At 38.6% G+C, this 14,940-nt stretch carries 14 protein-coding genes and 1 CRISPR repeat array; of the genes, 12 read left to right on the top strand and 2 right to left on the bottom strand.

Annotation, left to right across the window (positions count from 1 at the left end):
* Nucleotides 1-56: 56 nt before the first annotated feature.
* The 4 genes from cas1 to EKM93_RS12320 all read left to right on the top strand — a co-directional run bounded on the left by cas1 (nucleotide 57) and on the right by EKM93_RS12320 (nucleotide 4,148).
* The gene (gene cas1, locus EKM93_RS12335) at nucleotides 57-929 is read left to right on the top strand and encodes a type II CRISPR-associated endonuclease Cas1 (protein ID WP_125715883.1); all 873 of its coding nucleotides are present in this window, start codon (nucleotides 57-59) and stop codon (nucleotides 927-929) included.
* Between the two features lie 11 nt (nucleotides 930-940).
* The gene (gene cas2 / locus EKM93_RS12330; protein WP_125715917.1) at nucleotides 941-1,246 is read left to right on the top strand and encodes a CRISPR-associated endonuclease Cas2; all 306 of its coding nucleotides are present in this window, start codon (nucleotides 941-943) and stop codon (nucleotides 1,244-1,246) included.
* Nucleotides 1,243-1,926, top strand: a complete 684-nt coding sequence (gene csn2 / locus EKM93_RS12325; protein ID WP_125715882.1) for a type II-A CRISPR-associated protein Csn2 — start codon at nucleotides 1,243-1,245, stop codon at nucleotides 1,924-1,926. Before cas2 ends, csn2 begins: the two co-directional genes overlap by 4 nt.
* 43 nt (nucleotides 1,927-1,969) lie before the next feature.
* Nucleotides 1,970-3,261: direct repeats of the CRISPR family, unit length 36 nt; unit sequence GTTTCAGGCGTATGTCGTATCAAATAGGTTAAGCAC.
* Between the two features lie 143 nt (nucleotides 3,262-3,404).
* The gene (locus EKM93_RS12320; RefSeq protein ID WP_125715881.1) at nucleotides 3,405-4,148 is read left to right on the top strand and encodes an ATP-grasp domain-containing protein; all 744 of its coding nucleotides are present in this window, start codon (nucleotides 3,405-3,407) and stop codon (nucleotides 4,146-4,148) included.
* A 49-nt stretch (nucleotides 4,149-4,197) separates the two neighbouring features.
* Here EKM93_RS12320 and EKM93_RS12315 read toward each other — a convergent pair whose 3' ends face one another.
* The gene (locus tag EKM93_RS12315; RefSeq protein WP_125715880.1) at nucleotides 4,198-5,178 is read right to left on the bottom strand and encodes an asparaginase; all 981 of its coding nucleotides are present in this window, start codon (nucleotides 5,176-5,178) and stop codon (nucleotides 4,198-4,200) included.
* Between the two features lie 110 nt (nucleotides 5,179-5,288).
* Here EKM93_RS12315 and mgsA point away from each other — a divergent pair, with 110 nt between their 5' ends.
* From mgsA to tsaD, 4 genes are all read left to right on the top strand, one after another.
* A complete protein-coding gene (gene mgsA, locus EKM93_RS12310) occupies nucleotides 5,289-5,711 on the top strand; it encodes a methylglyoxal synthase (RefSeq protein WP_125715879.1) in 423 nt (140 codons plus the stop codon).
* A 68-nt stretch (nucleotides 5,712-5,779) separates the two neighbouring features.
* Nucleotides 5,780-6,511 carry a tRNA (adenosine(37)-N6)-threonylcarbamoyltransferase complex dimerization subunit type 1 TsaB gene (gene tsaB / locus EKM93_RS12305; protein WP_125715916.1) on the top strand — a complete coding sequence of 244 codons (732 nt, stop codon included), beginning with the start codon at nucleotides 5,780-5,782 and terminating at the stop codon, nucleotides 6,509-6,511.
* A complete protein-coding gene (gene rimI, locus EKM93_RS12300) occupies nucleotides 6,495-7,067 on the top strand; it encodes a ribosomal protein S18-alanine N-acetyltransferase (RefSeq protein ID WP_125715915.1) in 573 nt (190 codons plus the stop codon). The genes tsaB and rimI overlap by 17 nt, the downstream gene beginning before the upstream one ends.
* Nucleotides 7,064-8,113: a tRNA (adenosine(37)-N6)-threonylcarbamoyltransferase complex transferase subunit TsaD gene (tsaD, locus tag EKM93_RS12295; protein WP_125715878.1), complete on the top strand. Its 1,050-nt coding sequence runs from the start codon at nucleotides 7,064-7,066 to the stop codon at nucleotides 8,111-8,113. The genes rimI and tsaD overlap by 4 nt, the downstream gene beginning before the upstream one ends.
* 103 nt (nucleotides 8,114-8,216) lie before the next feature.
* Here tsaD and EKM93_RS12290 read toward each other — a convergent pair whose 3' ends face one another.
* Nucleotides 8,217-9,008, bottom strand: a complete 792-nt coding sequence (locus EKM93_RS12290) for a class II aldolase/adducin family protein (protein WP_125715877.1) — start codon at nucleotides 9,006-9,008, stop codon at nucleotides 8,217-8,219.
* Nucleotides 9,009-9,624: 616 nt separating this feature from the next.
* On the opposite strand from EKM93_RS12290, the gene EKM93_RS12285 reads away from it, so the two are divergent.
* Genes EKM93_RS12285 through EKM93_RS12270 form a run of 4 tightly spaced genes read left to right on the top strand, consistent with a single transcriptional unit; the run spans nucleotide 9,625 to nucleotide 14,780 of the window.
* Entirely contained in the window at nucleotides 9,625-11,412 is a 1,788-nt protein-coding gene (locus EKM93_RS12285) for an L-fucose isomerase (RefSeq protein WP_125715876.1), read from the top strand.
* Nucleotides 11,413-11,436: 24 nt separating this feature from the next.
* Nucleotides 11,437-12,936 carry a rhamnulokinase gene (locus EKM93_RS12280; protein WP_125715875.1) on the top strand — a complete coding sequence of 500 codons (1,500 nt, stop codon included), beginning with the start codon at nucleotides 11,437-11,439 and terminating at the stop codon, nucleotides 12,934-12,936.
* A 20-nt stretch (nucleotides 12,937-12,956) separates the two neighbouring features.
* Nucleotides 12,957-14,315 carry a sugar porter family MFS transporter gene (locus EKM93_RS12275; RefSeq protein ID WP_125715874.1) on the top strand — a complete coding sequence of 453 codons (1,359 nt, stop codon included), beginning with the start codon at nucleotides 12,957-12,959 and terminating at the stop codon, nucleotides 14,313-14,315.
* 27 nt (nucleotides 14,316-14,342) lie between these two features.
* A complete protein-coding gene (locus tag EKM93_RS12270) occupies nucleotides 14,343-14,780 on the top strand; it encodes an RbsD/FucU family protein (protein WP_125715873.1) in 438 nt (145 codons plus the stop codon).
* Nucleotides 14,781-14,940 lie beyond the last annotated feature (160 nt).

The raw sequence follows: 14,940 nt of genomic DNA, 5'->3' as shown, positions 1-14,940 counted from the left end.
CGTGTAAGTTGGTTAAGCTTACAAAATAATTATAGCATAATGCAGAGGTGAATCAAATGGCTTTTAGAACAGTTGTCATTACAAAGCATTGTAAAATTAATTACAAATTAGGGCAGGTTGTAATTCGTACGGATGAAGATGTTTTTCAAGTGCCTATTGACGATATCCGAATTTTGATGATTGCAACGACACAATCGGTAATCACAAGTTATTGCGTGATGGCTTTGTTGCAGGCAAATATCAAAATTATTTTTGGCGATGATAAAGGTTTTCCCATCGGTGAAATAAACGGTTACGGCGGGAATAACGCCCGTAACCGTAACATTAATATCCAGATTGGTTGGCCGGATACTCGTAAAAATCAAATTTGGCAAAAGATTGTTAAGTGCAAAATCACACAACAACAAGCGGTATTGGATAACTTTAATTTGAAGACTGAAGGTTTTGCAGAATTAGTGGCGAGTGTCGATCTTGGAGATGCCAACAATAGAGAAGCTGTTGCTGCCAAAATGTACTTTCCTCGACTTTTTGGAAAAGGTTTTGCGCGAAAAGATGCAGATAATTTAATTAATGGCCATTTAAACTATGGTTATCAGATTTTATTGGCAGAGATGGCCCGCAATATCCATGAAATGGGCTATTTGACCGAGTTGGGCATTCATCATATTAGTTTGACTAATGAGTATAATTTAGCTTGCGATCTAGTTGAGATTTTTCGACCGTTGGTGGATTACCAAGTTTATCAGCAGCAAGAATCAGCTCTGGAACTAGAGCAAAAGCTAAACTTAGTGGATCTTTTAAACAAAACTATTACGTTTAATGGCCACGAGGCTTTAGTAACCAGTGCAATGATGGAGTGTTTACGCAACACATTGGATTTTTTAAGTGGTAAAGTAGACGTTTTGCCAGAATGGGGTATGAAACAATGAGGTATCGAGTGATGAGATTAATAGTTATGTTTGATTTACCAACGTTAACCGAAGAGAATCGACGCGATTATCGCCAATTTCGAAAAGCATTAATTAGTAGTGGCTTTATTATGATGCAGGAATCCATTTATGTTCGTATAACGACCAATAAGCAATCAGCGAAGTTACTGGAAAATCAATTACAAAAAATTGCACCTAGCGCAGGCGTTATTCAGACGTTAATGGTGACAGAAAAACAATATGCAAGTATGAATTTCTTAGTTGGGGAATCTAAAAAAGATATTCGAAACTCTGCGGGGCGGTTGATTGTGATATGAAAAGTTTAGCCATGTACAGCACTAGAAAATTTGATTTCCTGGATGATGGGATTACCATTTTTCAAATTGGTAATCGCCAACTTTTTTGGGAATTACAACGTTTTTGGCAGTCAGAAGAACATCCTAATATGGCTTTTAGTGAGGATGGCAAAGTTTTGAAACCTAGTAAATCAGCTTTGTTTATTGGGGATGTTGGTCAATGTATTGATTTTAATAAATTATTCGGTCGTCAAATTATTACGATGATTATGCACGAACTTGACGAGACTCAAAATCATCGACTTTATGATGCAAATTGTGTTATAAAGGACGTTGTAAATGAGGCTATTTTTGAAGCAAATTTACCAATTGATTTACCAACAGACTGGGATCTTCAAGCAATGTTAAAATATTTAAAACCACAATTAGAGTTGACAAATTTTAGATCTGCTTATGATATAATAGGATCATTGACAGATATTACCCAACGATTATCAGATAAACGATTGTTGATTTTTACGAATATCGGTCAGTATTTGACATCTGAACAAATTAAATTATTAGCACTTGATCTTAAAAGCCAGCACCAATCAGTTTTATTTTTAGAAAAAGTTAACACTAAGATCGAGGTATATCAAGGAAGTGAAGGTATTAAAATTGTTTATATCGACAATGATTTTGTTGAATTTGAAAATGGTTAGTCAGATTCAGATAATTTCTAGTCGTGATACGAACATGCTTTCTGTTTCAGGCGTATGTCGTATCAAATAGGTTAAGCACCTCTGCAATGGATAATCAACACATTTGAAAGTTTCAGGCGTATGTCGTATCAAATAGGTTAAGCACGTGATGTCAACAAAGACAAATTTAAACGGCGTTTCAGGCGTATGTCGTATCAAATAGGTTAAGCACTCGGAAAGATGTACATGACGGAAGTTCTCAGGTTTCAGGCGTATGTCGTATCAAATAGGTTAAGCACAAGTACTCCACAGATTAATCGCGCAATCAAGTTTCAGGCGTATGTCGTATCAAATAGGTTAAGCACCAACATCTCGGATAAAGATGAAGACCCAGAGTTTCAGGCGTATGTCGTATCAAATAGGTTAAGCACTTAGCGAGCTACCCACAGAATTGGAAATGAGTTTCAGGCGTATGTCGTATCAAATAGGTTAAGCACTACTAGATCCATCTAGCTCACCGACCATTGGTTTCAGGCGTATGTCGTATCAAATAGGTTAAGCACTAACAACGCTAAGGAAGATGCAACTAAGAGGTTTCAGGCGTATGTCGTATCAAATAGGTTAAGCACTTGATTTTTTGATAAAGATAATCAGCTAGCGTTTCAGGCGTATGTCGTATCAAATAGGTTAAGCACAAAAAGGCAAGAAGATATTATTAGTCGTCCGTTTCAGGCGTATGTCGTATCAAATAGGTTAAGCACAGCGTTGACCGCTTCTTACAGCGCAAATTAGGTTTCAGGCGTATGTCGTATCAAATAGGTTAAGCACTACTATGAGTACCATTTCGATCTTAGCCATGTTTCAGGCGTATGTCGTATCAAATAGGTTAAGCACGCTACCGTCTTCTTCAGCTGCTACTTTTTCGTTTCAGGCGTATGTCGTATCAAATAGGTTAAGCACTGAACGTGTCTAGGTCTTCACCGCCATAGTGTTTCAGGCGTATGTCGTATCAAATAGGTTAAGCACTCGGCGGCGAGCTAAGACGAAACTGGGAGTGTTTCAGGCGTATGTCGTATCAAATAGGTTAAGCACCTAAAATTAAGGGCCTAAAACAAGAATATAGTTTCAGGCGTATGTCGTATCAAATAGGTTAAGCACTGTTTTTAGATCACCAACAATCGTTGCCATGTTTCAGGCGTATGTCGTATCAAATAGGTTAAGCACCGCCCGTCAGACTACTACTACTGTTTAGTTGTTTCAGGCGTATGTCGTATCAAATAGGTTAAGCACGGTCTTGCGGTTGTTGGTGGAAAGTTTGTGGTTTCAGACGTATGTCGTATCAAATAGGTTAAGCGCACCATCACATCAATTAATGGTGGGTTAGTGTTCCAATGAACCAGTCTAAAAGATTAAATCACAGCTAAAATAAAGAAGAGAAGCCCAAATATAGGTTTCTCTTTTTTCACAACTAACAGTATTTTTAGTGGAGGAGATTAAAAATGAAGGTTTACGTTCAAAGTGCCACTAATTTTGAGTTACCCTATAGCACAAATGGGTTTATTGCAATGCGAGGCTTTCACGATATGGGCTTTGAAGTAAACACCTTTAAAAATATCGCTGAACTTGATAGTCAGTTGCATTCAGAGGATATTGTGGTTGGTGGTGTGGGTACTGTTCGGCAAAGATTATTTCAGCTTGGTTTCCCAGCAGAAGAGATTAATTATCCAGAAGAAATACAAAGTTATCTTGGTCGAAAACTATGGTTCAGCCATATTGACGAGGTGAATAGACATCCCGAATGGTGGCCGCTGTTTGTAAAACCAGTCACCGGTAAGAAATTCACTGGAAAGGTTATTAGAACGCCGAAAGATATGATCGGCTTAGGCAGTTACTATGATAACGCCCCAGTTATTTGTAGCGAAGTAGTCAATTTTGTCACAGAATGGCGGGTTTACGTTCGCTATGGCCAAATTTTAGATGTTCGAAAATATACAGGGGATTGGCGCAGTCAATTTGATGCGCAAGTTATTGAACAGTGTATTGCTGATTATACAACGCAAAAAGCTGGCTATAGTATAGATTTTGGTGTAACCGACACAGGTAAAACACTGCTCATTGAAGTAAACGAAGGCTATTCATTAGGGGCTTACGGCCTGCAAGAGAATGCCTATGCCAAATTATTAGCGGCACGCTGGGCAGAAATGACCCAGACTACCGATGAGTGTGCTTTTGATCTAGAATAATCAACAAAAAAACTGAAAACCAGGATAACCGGCTTCCAGTTCTTGATGGCTATGAAAGATCGTCTTTCAAATAAGCTGCTAATTCGGCACCTATTTTACCAGCACTCAAGCCCACCAGCAGCTTAATGCGTGCTTTAGGACCGTTTAACCCTTGGCAGAAAACAAGACCCATCTTCTGCAAGTTAACCCCACCGCTTTCAAAATCATAAATTGCTTGGGCTGTGCCGCTAAAGCAACGGGACACCAAAATAATAGGGATTTTCAGGTGTAACAGCGCTTGTAAAGCAGGTAGTGTAGTGACAGGCAAATTACCTGCACCTAAGGCTTCAATAACTAAGCCCTTTGTATCAGCATTAGCCACCGCCTGCAATAAAGTATTATCCATACCCGCATAGGCTTTAAGCAAATGAACCGGTTCAACAATATGATCGATTGGTGTTGTCTGCGTCGTTAGACATTGCCCAAAAAAGCGGGGTGTGTCGCCTTCAATTGCCCCAATTGGCCCAAAATTAGGCGACTTAAACGTTGCCACATCGGTAGTATGGGTTTTGGTCACATAGCGGGCTGTGTGCAACTCATCATTGAGTGCCACTAAAACGCCCTTATCGGCAGCTTGATCACTGCAAGCCGTCCAAACGGCATTAATAAAGTTATGCTCACCGTCAGCGCCAATTTCATTAGACGAGCGCATTGCCCCGGTGATGACAACTGGAATTTTGTGGGGTAACGTTAAATCCAAAAAATAAGCGGTTTCTTCCAAAGTATCGGTACCGTGGGTAATAACAACCCCATCAATACCCGTGTCAATGGCTGTCAAAATGCGTTGATAAAGCGTTAGCATTTGGACTGGTGTCATATACGCCGAAGGTAAATTGAGAATTTCTTCAGCGATTAACTGGACTTTTCCTTCAAAAAGAGCGTCATAAGTATCATTAACTAAAGGATTCTTTTGATTTAAGCCGACACCGCCTTCATCGTCTTGAGACATGGAGATGGTGCCGCCGGTATGTAAGGCTAATATTTTTTTCATAGTTAAGCTCCTTTCTCTTGGTATTTTAACGAATGTCGTGGAATAATTCCACACAACATTAAGAATTTGCGGTAAAATAATTTCAGATAGAAATTGTTGGAGGAGATAACATGCGGATTGCATTAATTGCCCACGATAGCAAAAAGGATTTGATGGTTAAATTAGCTACGGCTTATGAACCTATTTTAGCAGAACATAAATTATATGCCACAGGAACCACTGGCAAGCGGATTATGGCTGAAACAGATTTGAAAATCACGCGCATGAAATCCGGGCCTTTAGGGGGCGACCAACAAATTGGTGCTTTAATCTCAGAAAATAATTTAGATATGGTTATTTTCTTACGGGATCCGTTGACCGCCCAACCCCATGAACCAGATGTTAACGCTTTAATTCGTTTGAGTGATGTCTATGAAATCCCGCTCGCTACGAATATTGGGACCGCTGAAATGCTGCTGCGGGGTTTAAAGGCCGGCTTTTTGGATTGGCGGGATATGATTGGTGCAATGAAGGAACGGCCAATCAATCTATAAGCTTTCAATTTGTATGTTTTAATGATAAATTAAGTGTAATTATATAATAAAATGTTTGGATGATGGCAATGTATGTATTGGCAATAGATACGTCTAGCCGCCCATTGAGTGTGGCGGTTGTGACAGAACACGAAGTACTCAGCGAAATTACAATTAATAAAAAAATGACCCACAGCCAAACGTTAATGCCGGCAATAGATGCGGTTTTAAAAAATAGTGGTGTGACAATTCAAGATATTGATCGTTTTGCGGTGGCGCAAGGCCCTGGCTCTTACACCGGTATTCGGATAGGCGTGACAACCGCCAAAACATTAGCTTGGACATTAAATAAACCTTTAGTAGGTCTATCAAGTTTGGCATTACTAGCAAGCAATGTGACGCAAACCCCTAAGTTATTAGTGCCAATTATGGATGCTCGGCGTAATAATGTGTTTGCAGGAGCTTATCAATGGCGGATGAAATCAGAACGTCATTTTTTGAACGTTTTAAAAGATCGGCATCTCTCATTGCCGCAATTATTGGCGGAAGTTAAAATATTACAGCTGCCAACGGTTTTTATTGGCGAAGTGACGCCGTTTAAGGAAGAAATTTTTGAAACACTGGGCCAGCAGGCAGAATTTACAACGGCTTTTAACAATTTACCTCACAGTGCAAACTTGGGGCAGCTGGCGTTGCAGACGGCACCGGTGGCAGATGTGGCCCATTTTACACCAAACTATTTGAGAATGACAGAAGCAGAAGCTAATTGGCTGAAAGACCATGAAGGTGAAGGACATGACCCTTATGTTCAAGAAGTTTAAGGCGCTATTTCAAAAGAAAAATGATAATACTATGATGATTCATTATGAAGATCAAACCCTGATGATTAATCAGCGGCCCTACACACTGGCGCGGGCGAAATATAGCGATATTGATGAGATGTTAGTTTTGGAACGCGCGTTATATGATGGCGAAACACCTTGGGATAAAATGGCTTTTATGAGTGAAATTCGTAAAACCGAGCTGTCCCTTTATTTAGTGTTGCGTGAACAAGATGAATTGGTCGCCTTTATTGGCTGCTGGTTTACTAAAAATGAAAGTCATATCACAAATATTGCGGTGTCTCAAGCCTATCAAAACCAAGGGATTGGCCGTTTTTTGATGGTGTATATGATCAATCTTGTTCGAGAACAGGGCAGTGAACAAATGACGCTGGAAGTTCGAACGAATAATGAACCGGCGAAGCATTTATATCATAGTTTAGGTTTTGAAGATGGCCATATTAAAGTGGGCTATTATGTATTGGATCACGCAGATGCAATGGATATGCGTCTGAATTTAAAAGACAGTGCTTGGACTAAGGAGAATGATTTTTGAGTTTAGATAGAGAGTTAATTTTAGCGATTGAATCCAGCTGTGACGAGACGAGTGTTGCGGTTATTGAAGATGGCAAACATATTTTAAGCAATATTATTGCCACTCAGATCAATTCACATAAGCGTTTTGGTGGGGTTGTTCCAGAAGTTGCCAGCCGGCATCATGTGGAGGCAATTACCATTTGTGCCCAGGATGCTTTAGATGAGGCGCAAGTGACTTACGAGGATTTGACAGCGGTGGCAGTAACGATGGGGCCTGGTTTAGTGGGTGCTTTATTAATCGGTATTTCAGCAGCTAAGGCGATTAGTTTTGCTCATAATCTGCCGTTAATTCCAGTGAATCATATGGCTGGTCACATTTATGCGGCTAACTTAGTAGCAGATCTGCAGTATCCTTTGCTGGCGCTGCTAGTTTCTGGCGGCCATACGGAAATTGTTTATATGAAAGCAGCTGGCGTGTTTGAAATCATTGGAGATACCCGAGATGATGCCGTGGGTGAAGCTTATGATAAGATCGGTCGGGTATTAGGTGTGCCATACCCTGCGGGGAAGACGATTGATACGATGGCTCATCAAGGGCAAGATACGTTTAATTTCCCCCGGGCAATGCTGCAAGAAGAAAATTTAGATTTCAGTTTCAGCGGTTTAAAGAGTGCGTTTATCAATACGGTACATCATGCAGACCAAAAGCATGAAACACTAAACAAAAATGATTTGGCTGCAAGTTTTCAAGCGAGCGTAACGGATATTTTGGTTGGCAAAATTATCAGAGCCCTAAAAGCTTATCCGGTAAAACAATTAGTTGTTGCCGGTGGCGTGGCAGCCAATCAGGGTTTGCGGGAACAGTTACAATTAGCGCTACAGGCTGAACAATTAACGGATGTGACGTTGATTTTCCCACCATTGCGCTTATGCGGCGACAATGGGGCAATGATTGGGGCTGCCGCTCATGTCCAGTGGGTGAAGCAACAGCCGTTAGCAGGATTAGATTTGAATGCGGATCCTAGTTTGTCTTTTGACTACGCTGCGGATTATAGTGGTTTGTAAGTTGTGAAGGCAAAGAGAAAAACCTAATTTTCTAGATGATTTTAGTTAGATCATTTAGAAAATTAGGTTTTTTAGTTTGTAATCAGATAATTAAAATAGCTATCTAGTCAACGACTTCTCCAGGAATCATTGTGTCTTTAGGACGTTTAGGATTGGCTGGTAAAGGTTCATGTTGACTTTTTAGTGGAACACCAGGGACAGCAATAGGTACAACATCTTCCAATGGCAGTGGTTTATCTGCATCTTGACCACAAGATTTGTAGTTATCCAATAAACCAAGTTTTTGGAAAATAGCTTGCTGATAAGCTACTTTTGCATTCCATTCTAAAGTTTCCATAATACGGACAGCTATGTGTAATTCCGTTGCAGTAATTAAAATACCGTGGCTATTTAGTAAAAAGACATTTTCCATTGCCTTGTCGCCAATAGCTTGCAAGTTTTCACGTACGATATCTGCTAAAGCTTTAGAGGTTGCCGGTGCGAAAGGCAAGACTTTTATTTTGCCTAATTCTCGAGTGGCTTCTGTAACATTTGGCATGTCTAAGCCAGAAGTTGCCCAAAACATAGATTCTTCAGCATGAGAATGATAAACACAACGGATACCGGGATGAACAGTATAGGCCTCAAAATGCATATTAATTTCGCGGGTAATATCGCCAACACCATCCACTTTTTGTTGTGTTGCTTCATCAACGACTAAAATTTGAGCAGGTGTCAATTCAGCATAATAAGTTTCAGACATGAAGGTTGGTGTAATTAAGATATAGAACTTGCCATCGGTACCTTTGACTTTAATGGACATATTGCCACCAGCAATATTTGTATCTTTACGGTCAAACATTTTTCTAACCGTATAAGCTAAATCTTTTCTTTCTTCATAAAACATCATTTCCATGATTGTATAACCTCACTTTTGTATTAATATGTGAATTATTAAACTCCGTGATCAGTATATAACGTTAACCAAAAAATCTAAATAATTACTAGATAAATTGAAATAACGTCTATAAAAGGTAGTTAAACTGTTCATTTTAATTCATAAATGTTCAGTTCAAAAAAGAATGACTAATTTTTATAATCTATAGTTAAATCAGTTGCTTTTGCTCAAATTATGCCAATCAATTGAAATCAGACTACATAATTAATATTTTCTACAAGCCATAATTATTATAGAAAATCTAAATAAATATACAGTTTAACAATGTTGTAAATAACTATAAATTTAATTTAAATCGAATTATAATTATTTAATTTTAGATAATGTATTAATATTATTATTCAGGCCTAGTCATATATGTAATGCTAAAAGTTACAATTAAGTTGATAGTTTTGAAACTGTTAAATGACGTAAATAATAAGGTTATAAGATAAAAATGAATTATGTTGAATAATTTAGCGGCTCTTTTTTGTAAGTTATTCAAAAGCGACACCACCTATTTTCTTAATCAAAATTTTGACCTATGATAATCACTGTAGTAAATAATTCACAATCACTTGTAGGAGGTATTGTAATGTTAGATGTAGAATTTCCAAAGATTGGTATCAGACCCACTATTGATGGTAGACGTAGAGGTGTCCGTGAATCATTAGAAGAACAAACAATGGCTATGGCACAATCAGTAGCTGATTTAATTCACAATACTTTAAAATATCCAGACGGTTCCCCAGTTGAAACAGTCATCGCTGATACGACTATTGGTGGTGTTCATGAGGCTGCAATGGCCAAAACTAAATTTGATAAAGCAGGTATCTGCGGCACAATCACAGTAACACCTTGCTGGTGCTATGGTTCAGAAACAATGGACATGTCTAAAGACTTACCGCATGCTATTTGGGGCTTTAATGGTACAGAACGTCCAGGTGCCGTTTACTTAGCAGCAGTTTTGGCAGCGCACACACAAAAGGGTATTCCTGCTTTTGGTATCTATGGGAAAGATGTCCAAGATGCTGATGATACAGATATTCCTGAAGATGTTAAAGCGAAATTAATCCGCTTTGCTAAAGGGGCTTTGGCAGCTGGCTTAATGAGAAATAAATCTTACTTATCTATTGGTAACGTAGCAATGGGTATTGCCGGATCAATGGTCAATGCAGATTTCTTCCAAGAATATCTAGGGATGCGTAATGAATATGTAGATATGTCTGAAATTGTCCGTCGTTGGGATGAAGGTATCTACGACGAAGCAGAATTCAAGAAGGCTAAAGCTTGGGCCAAAGATAATATGAAACTTGGCAAAGATGTCTATAATGACGGCAAACCAATTCAATTTGATGATGCTGCTAAAGAAGAACAGTTTGATAACTGCTTGAAGATGTTCATTATTGCTAGAGATTTAATGCAAGGCAATAAGAAGTTAGAAGAAATGGGCTTCAAAGAAGAATCTGAAGGACATTTTGCAATTGCCGGTGGTTTCCAAGGTCAACGTCAATGGACAGATCATTTCCCAAATGGGGATGTCATGGAAGCAATGCTAAATTCTCAATTTGATTGGAACGGCAAACGCGCACCATTCATCTTTGCTACTGAAAATGATTCAATGAATGGCGCTTCAATGCTATTTAACTACTTATTAACAAATACACCACAAATTTTTGCGGACGTTCGGACTTATTGGAGTCCTGAAGCAGTTGAACGCGTGACTGGTACAAAACTAACTGGTTTGGCAGCTAACGGCTTCTTGCACTTAAGTAATTCAGGTGCACAAACATTAGATGCAACCGGTGCTGAAAAGATTGATGGACAGCCAGCAATGAAACCATTCTGGGAATTAACAGATAAAGAAGTTCAAGATAATTTGGATCAAACAGATTGGGTACCTGCAAACGTTGAATACTTCCGTGGTGGTGGTTTCTCAAGCCATTATCTAACTAAGGGCGGCGAAAAAGGTATGCCAGTTACTATGACTCGGATTAACTGGGTTAAAGGCGTTGGCCCTGTTTTACAATTAGCAGAAGGTTATGCCGTAGACTTACCACAAAATGTTTTTGACACAATTAATGTTCGGACAGACCAAGGTTGGCCTTCAACATTCTTTGCACCTACTTTGACAGGTCATGGTGCATTCAAGTCTGTTTATGATGTTATGAATAACTGGGGTGCAAACCATGGTGCGATCAGTTATGGACACATTGGTGCAGACATCTTGACATTAGCTTCTATCTTACGTATTCCAGTGAATATGCATAACGTTCCAGAAGAAGATATTTTCCGGCCTCGGGCTTGGTCTTCAATTGGAACAGAAAACTTAGAAGCTGCAGATTTCAATGCTTGTAAGAACTTCGGTCCTCTATATAAATAATAAGTATTAGAAAAGGTGTTATTCATGAATTCAACAAATGCGATTGCCGTTGATTTAGGTGCCAGTTCAGGGCGCTTGATTTCAGGAACATATAATGGTGAAAAAGTAGACTTAAAAGAACAATTTCGATTTTCAAATTTACCGGTTCAAGTTATTAATGATTTGAATTGGGACTATATGAAGATTTTTCAAGAAATTAAATACGGTCTGAGTATTGCTGAAAAAGATTTGGGTTTATTAGACAGTATTAGTGTGGATACTTGGGGTGTAGATTATGGTTTGATTAATGATCACGGCCAGTTATTGTTGGCCCCACACAGTTATCGAGATACTCGTGTAAATGCTTATGAGACTCAGTTGTATCAAAAGATCAATAAGTTTGACTTATTTCAACAGACCGGAAATCAACCCGATAAAATCAATAGTATTTTACAATTATTTGCTGATCTGCAGATGAATCCATATCTTAAGGATCAAATTAAGCATGTTTTATTTATGCCGAATTTAATCGCCTATTTCTTAAGTGGACAGGCAAAAAATGAATTTACGATCAGCAGTACTAGTGGATTGTTAGATACTCAGACGCGAGATTTCTCGCAATCAGTTATTGATGAACTAGGATTTAAACGCGCTTGGTTTGGTGAATTATCTAAAGGTGGTGCGACTTTAGGTAATTTGTCCTCAGCAATTAGTAATGAGATCAATTTGAAATCTCCATTACAGGTAATCACAGGCGTTGGTCATGATACGGCATCTGCGCTATTAGCATTACCTATTGCCAGCGAAGATCGAGAAGACGTAGCTTTTATCAGCTGCGGTACTTGGTCTATCATTGGTCGGCAGACACCTAAACCAGTCGTAACTGAAGCAGCATTTAAGGCTGGACTGACAAATGAAGGTTGTTTTGATGGCAGCAATCGATTGCTATCTAATTTAACCGGACTTTGGATTATTCAAGAATTACAACGCGAGTGGTCTTTTAAAGGCGAAGTTGTAACTTTTGGCGACATGGTTAAGGAAGCCTTGGCTGAAACTTCAATTGATAGTTATATTGATCCTAATAACGAGTTGTTCTCATCGCCTAACCAAATGGAAGAAAAAATTGAAGCTTTCTTGAAACAAACAAATCAGAAACTGCCTAAAAATAGAGGCGAATTGATTTTAATTGTCATTGAAAGTTTGGCATTTGCCTATCGGAGAGTTATTGATAATTTAGTAGCTGTATCCGATAAGAAGATAAAAGAGATTTATATGTTTGGTGGCGGGATTCAAAATGAATTATTAGTGCAGTTAACAGCTGATTTCACTGAAAAATCAGTAATTGCTGGGCCAGTGGAAGCCAGCGTTATGGGCAATATTGTTTCACAACTTCAAGTACGTAATTTATTATCCGCTGACGATACCAAACGTGTTATGGAACACTCCTACACTGTTAAACATATCAAACCAGCCAACGTACCAGATCTAGATAAGAAGTATGAATTATTCCAAAAGGCATCACAGGTTCAAAGGGTTGATTTCTAATCAGCGTAGGAGGCGAGATTATGGCATCAAATACAAATAGTACACAAGTTACAACAGAAACAGATATTTCCGAAACAAAAATTAAACCGATTGTCTATGTTTTTGCGATCTTAGGTGGCTTAGCCGGCCTACTTTACGGTTATGATTCCGGTGCAATCTCATTAGCATTACCTGGTGTTACAACATCATTTGGTTTAAATGCTGCACAAAAAGGTTTAGTTGTAAGTTTCCTATTATTCGGTGCATTGCCATCAATTGTAGTATTTACAGCTTTAGAAAAGAAAATTGAACGGCGTAACACGTTAATTATTGGTGGACTTGTATTCATTGTTGGGAGCATCTTAAGTGCGGTTGCTACAGGAATGTATTTCATCATGGCTGCACGGTTTATTCTAGGGATTGCTGCTGGGATTGCTAATATGTTTGGCCTGATTTACCTATCAGAATTAGCACCGGCAAAAATTAGAGGGCTCATGTCTTCACTTTATCAATTAAGTGTTAACGTTGGGATCTTAGTAGCTTATGGTATTGGGGCAACCAATTTGGGTGCAGGTGAATGGCGCTGGACATTAGGTATTGGGATTGTTCCAGCTGCTATTTTTACAATTGGTATGTTAGCAAGTCCACAAAGTCCACGTTGGTTGATTCGTGATGGTCAAGTTGCTAAAGCACGTCAAGTCTTAAAACGTGTCAGAAGTTCACAGGCAGAGATTGATAAAGAAGTTTCAGATATTGAAAATAGCCTAAAGACACAAGAAGCCGGCCTTCATGAATTATTCACTAGATTTCGGCCAGTATTATTAATGCTGATTGTTTTAACAACTTTCCAAGTATTTACGGGGATTAACGCTGCTGTTTATTATGCGCCTGAGATTTTTCATAATCTAGGATTAGCAAACTCCGCCATCATTGCTGACTTTGGTGTTGGGACAGCATTGGTCGTTTCAACTTTGATTTCATTGCCATTTATTGATCGTTTGGGCCGTAAACGTTTGTTAGAAATCAGTTTAGGCGGACAAGTATTGCCGGCAATTGCGTTATGTATTTGGTCTAACAATGCAACAATTGCAGTTATCTCAATCTTCCTATATGTCTTCATGTTTGGTTTTGGCTTAGGTCCAGTGTTCTGGTCCTATGTACCGGAAATCCTACCACTGAAAGCTAGAGCCTTAGGGATGGGTGTTATCACATTTACACAGTATTTAATGAACGCTGTGTTCTCATTAGTTTTCCCTATCATTTTGGAACAAATTGGAATTAATATTTTCTATTTCTTCGCTGCTTTATCCGCATTCGCTGTCTGGTATATTCATAAATATGTACTCGAAACTAAGGGTAAAACTTTGGAAGAAATCGAAACTTATTGGGAAACAAAATAAATTATAGTTGTGAATAGGTGATTTTAAATGTTAAAAAAGATACCAAAAAGACTTTCACCAGAACTCGTTAAAACGTTAATGGAGATGGGACATGGTGATGAAATTCTTTTAGCTGATGCCAATTATCCAGCTGTGACAAATAATCAACGTGTTTTGAGAACAGATGGTATTTTGATGCCAGAGCTGTTAACGGATATTTTAGAATTGCTACCGTTAGATACGTATTCTGATTATCAAGCTGCTCTGATGGAAGTTGTTCCAGGAGATGCGTCTGTACCAAATGGTAGACCACCAATCTGGGATAAGTATGAAAGTGCAATCAAGAATGTATTTCCCAATTATCAATTGAAGACGATTGAACGTCAATCATTTTATAAGTATTCAAAAGACTGTTTTGCTATTGTTCAAACCGGTGAAACAGCACTTTATGGGAACTTAATTTTGAAAAAGGGCGTTGTCGAATAAATGATTATTTGAGATTTTGCCCGTCAGGCCATCGTGTCGTACGGGCAAAATTTTGTTAATACGATAATTTCATTAAAGGAGTATTTTAGATATGAAAATTAAAGCTGCAGTTGTTGAAAAAAAAGGGGCCCCATTCGTCATTAAAAATGACATCGAACTC

The sequence above is a fragment of the Agrilactobacillus yilanensis genome, from assembly GCF_003946725.1.
GTDB lineage: Bacteria > Bacillota > Bacilli > Lactobacillales > Lactobacillaceae > Agrilactobacillus > Agrilactobacillus yilanensis.
This window is presented reverse-complemented; position numbering and strand designations above follow the sequence as displayed.

Bases quoted from the DNA above. Each gene is read 5' to 3' on its own strand.
- EKM93_RS12290 (WP_125715877.1), bottom strand. From the start codon at position 9,008: ATGGAAATGATGTTTTATGAAGAAAGAAAAGATTTAGCTTATACGGTT.
- EKM93_RS12285 (WP_125715876.1), top strand. From the start codon at position 9,625: ATGTTAGATGTAGAATTTCCAAAGATTGGTATCAGACCCACTATTGAT.
- EKM93_RS12275 (WP_125715874.1), top strand. From the start codon at position 12,957: ATGGCATCAAATACAAATAGTACACAAGTTACAACAGAAACAGATATT.
- EKM93_RS12280 (WP_125715875.1), top strand. From the start codon at position 11,437: ATGAATTCAACAAATGCGATTGCCGTTGATTTAGGTGCCAGTTCAGGG.
- tsaB (WP_125715916.1), top strand. From the start codon at position 5,780: ATGTATGTATTGGCAATAGATACGTCTAGCCGCCCATTGAGTGTGGCG.
- cas1 (WP_125715883.1), top strand. From the start codon at position 57: ATGGCTTTTAGAACAGTTGTCATTACAAAGCATTGTAAAATTAATTAC.
- EKM93_RS12315 (WP_125715880.1), bottom strand. From the start codon at position 5,178: ATGAAAAAAATATTAGCCTTACATACCGGCGGCACCATCTCCATGTCT.
- EKM93_RS12270 (WP_125715873.1), top strand. From the start codon at position 14,343: ATGTTAAAAAAGATACCAAAAAGACTTTCACCAGAACTCGTTAAAACG.
- rimI (WP_125715915.1), top strand. From the start codon at position 6,495: ATGTTCAAGAAGTTTAAGGCGCTATTTCAAAAGAAAAATGATAATACT.
- mgsA (WP_125715879.1), top strand. From the start codon at position 5,289: ATGCGGATTGCATTAATTGCCCACGATAGCAAAAAGGATTTGATGGTT.
- cas2 (WP_125715917.1), top strand. From the start codon at position 941: ATGAGATTAATAGTTATGTTTGATTTACCAACGTTAACCGAAGAGAAT.
- csn2 (WP_125715882.1), top strand. From the start codon at position 1,243: ATGAAAAGTTTAGCCATGTACAGCACTAGAAAATTTGATTTCCTGGAT.
- EKM93_RS12320 (WP_125715881.1), top strand. From the start codon at position 3,405: ATGAAGGTTTACGTTCAAAGTGCCACTAATTTTGAGTTACCCTATAGC.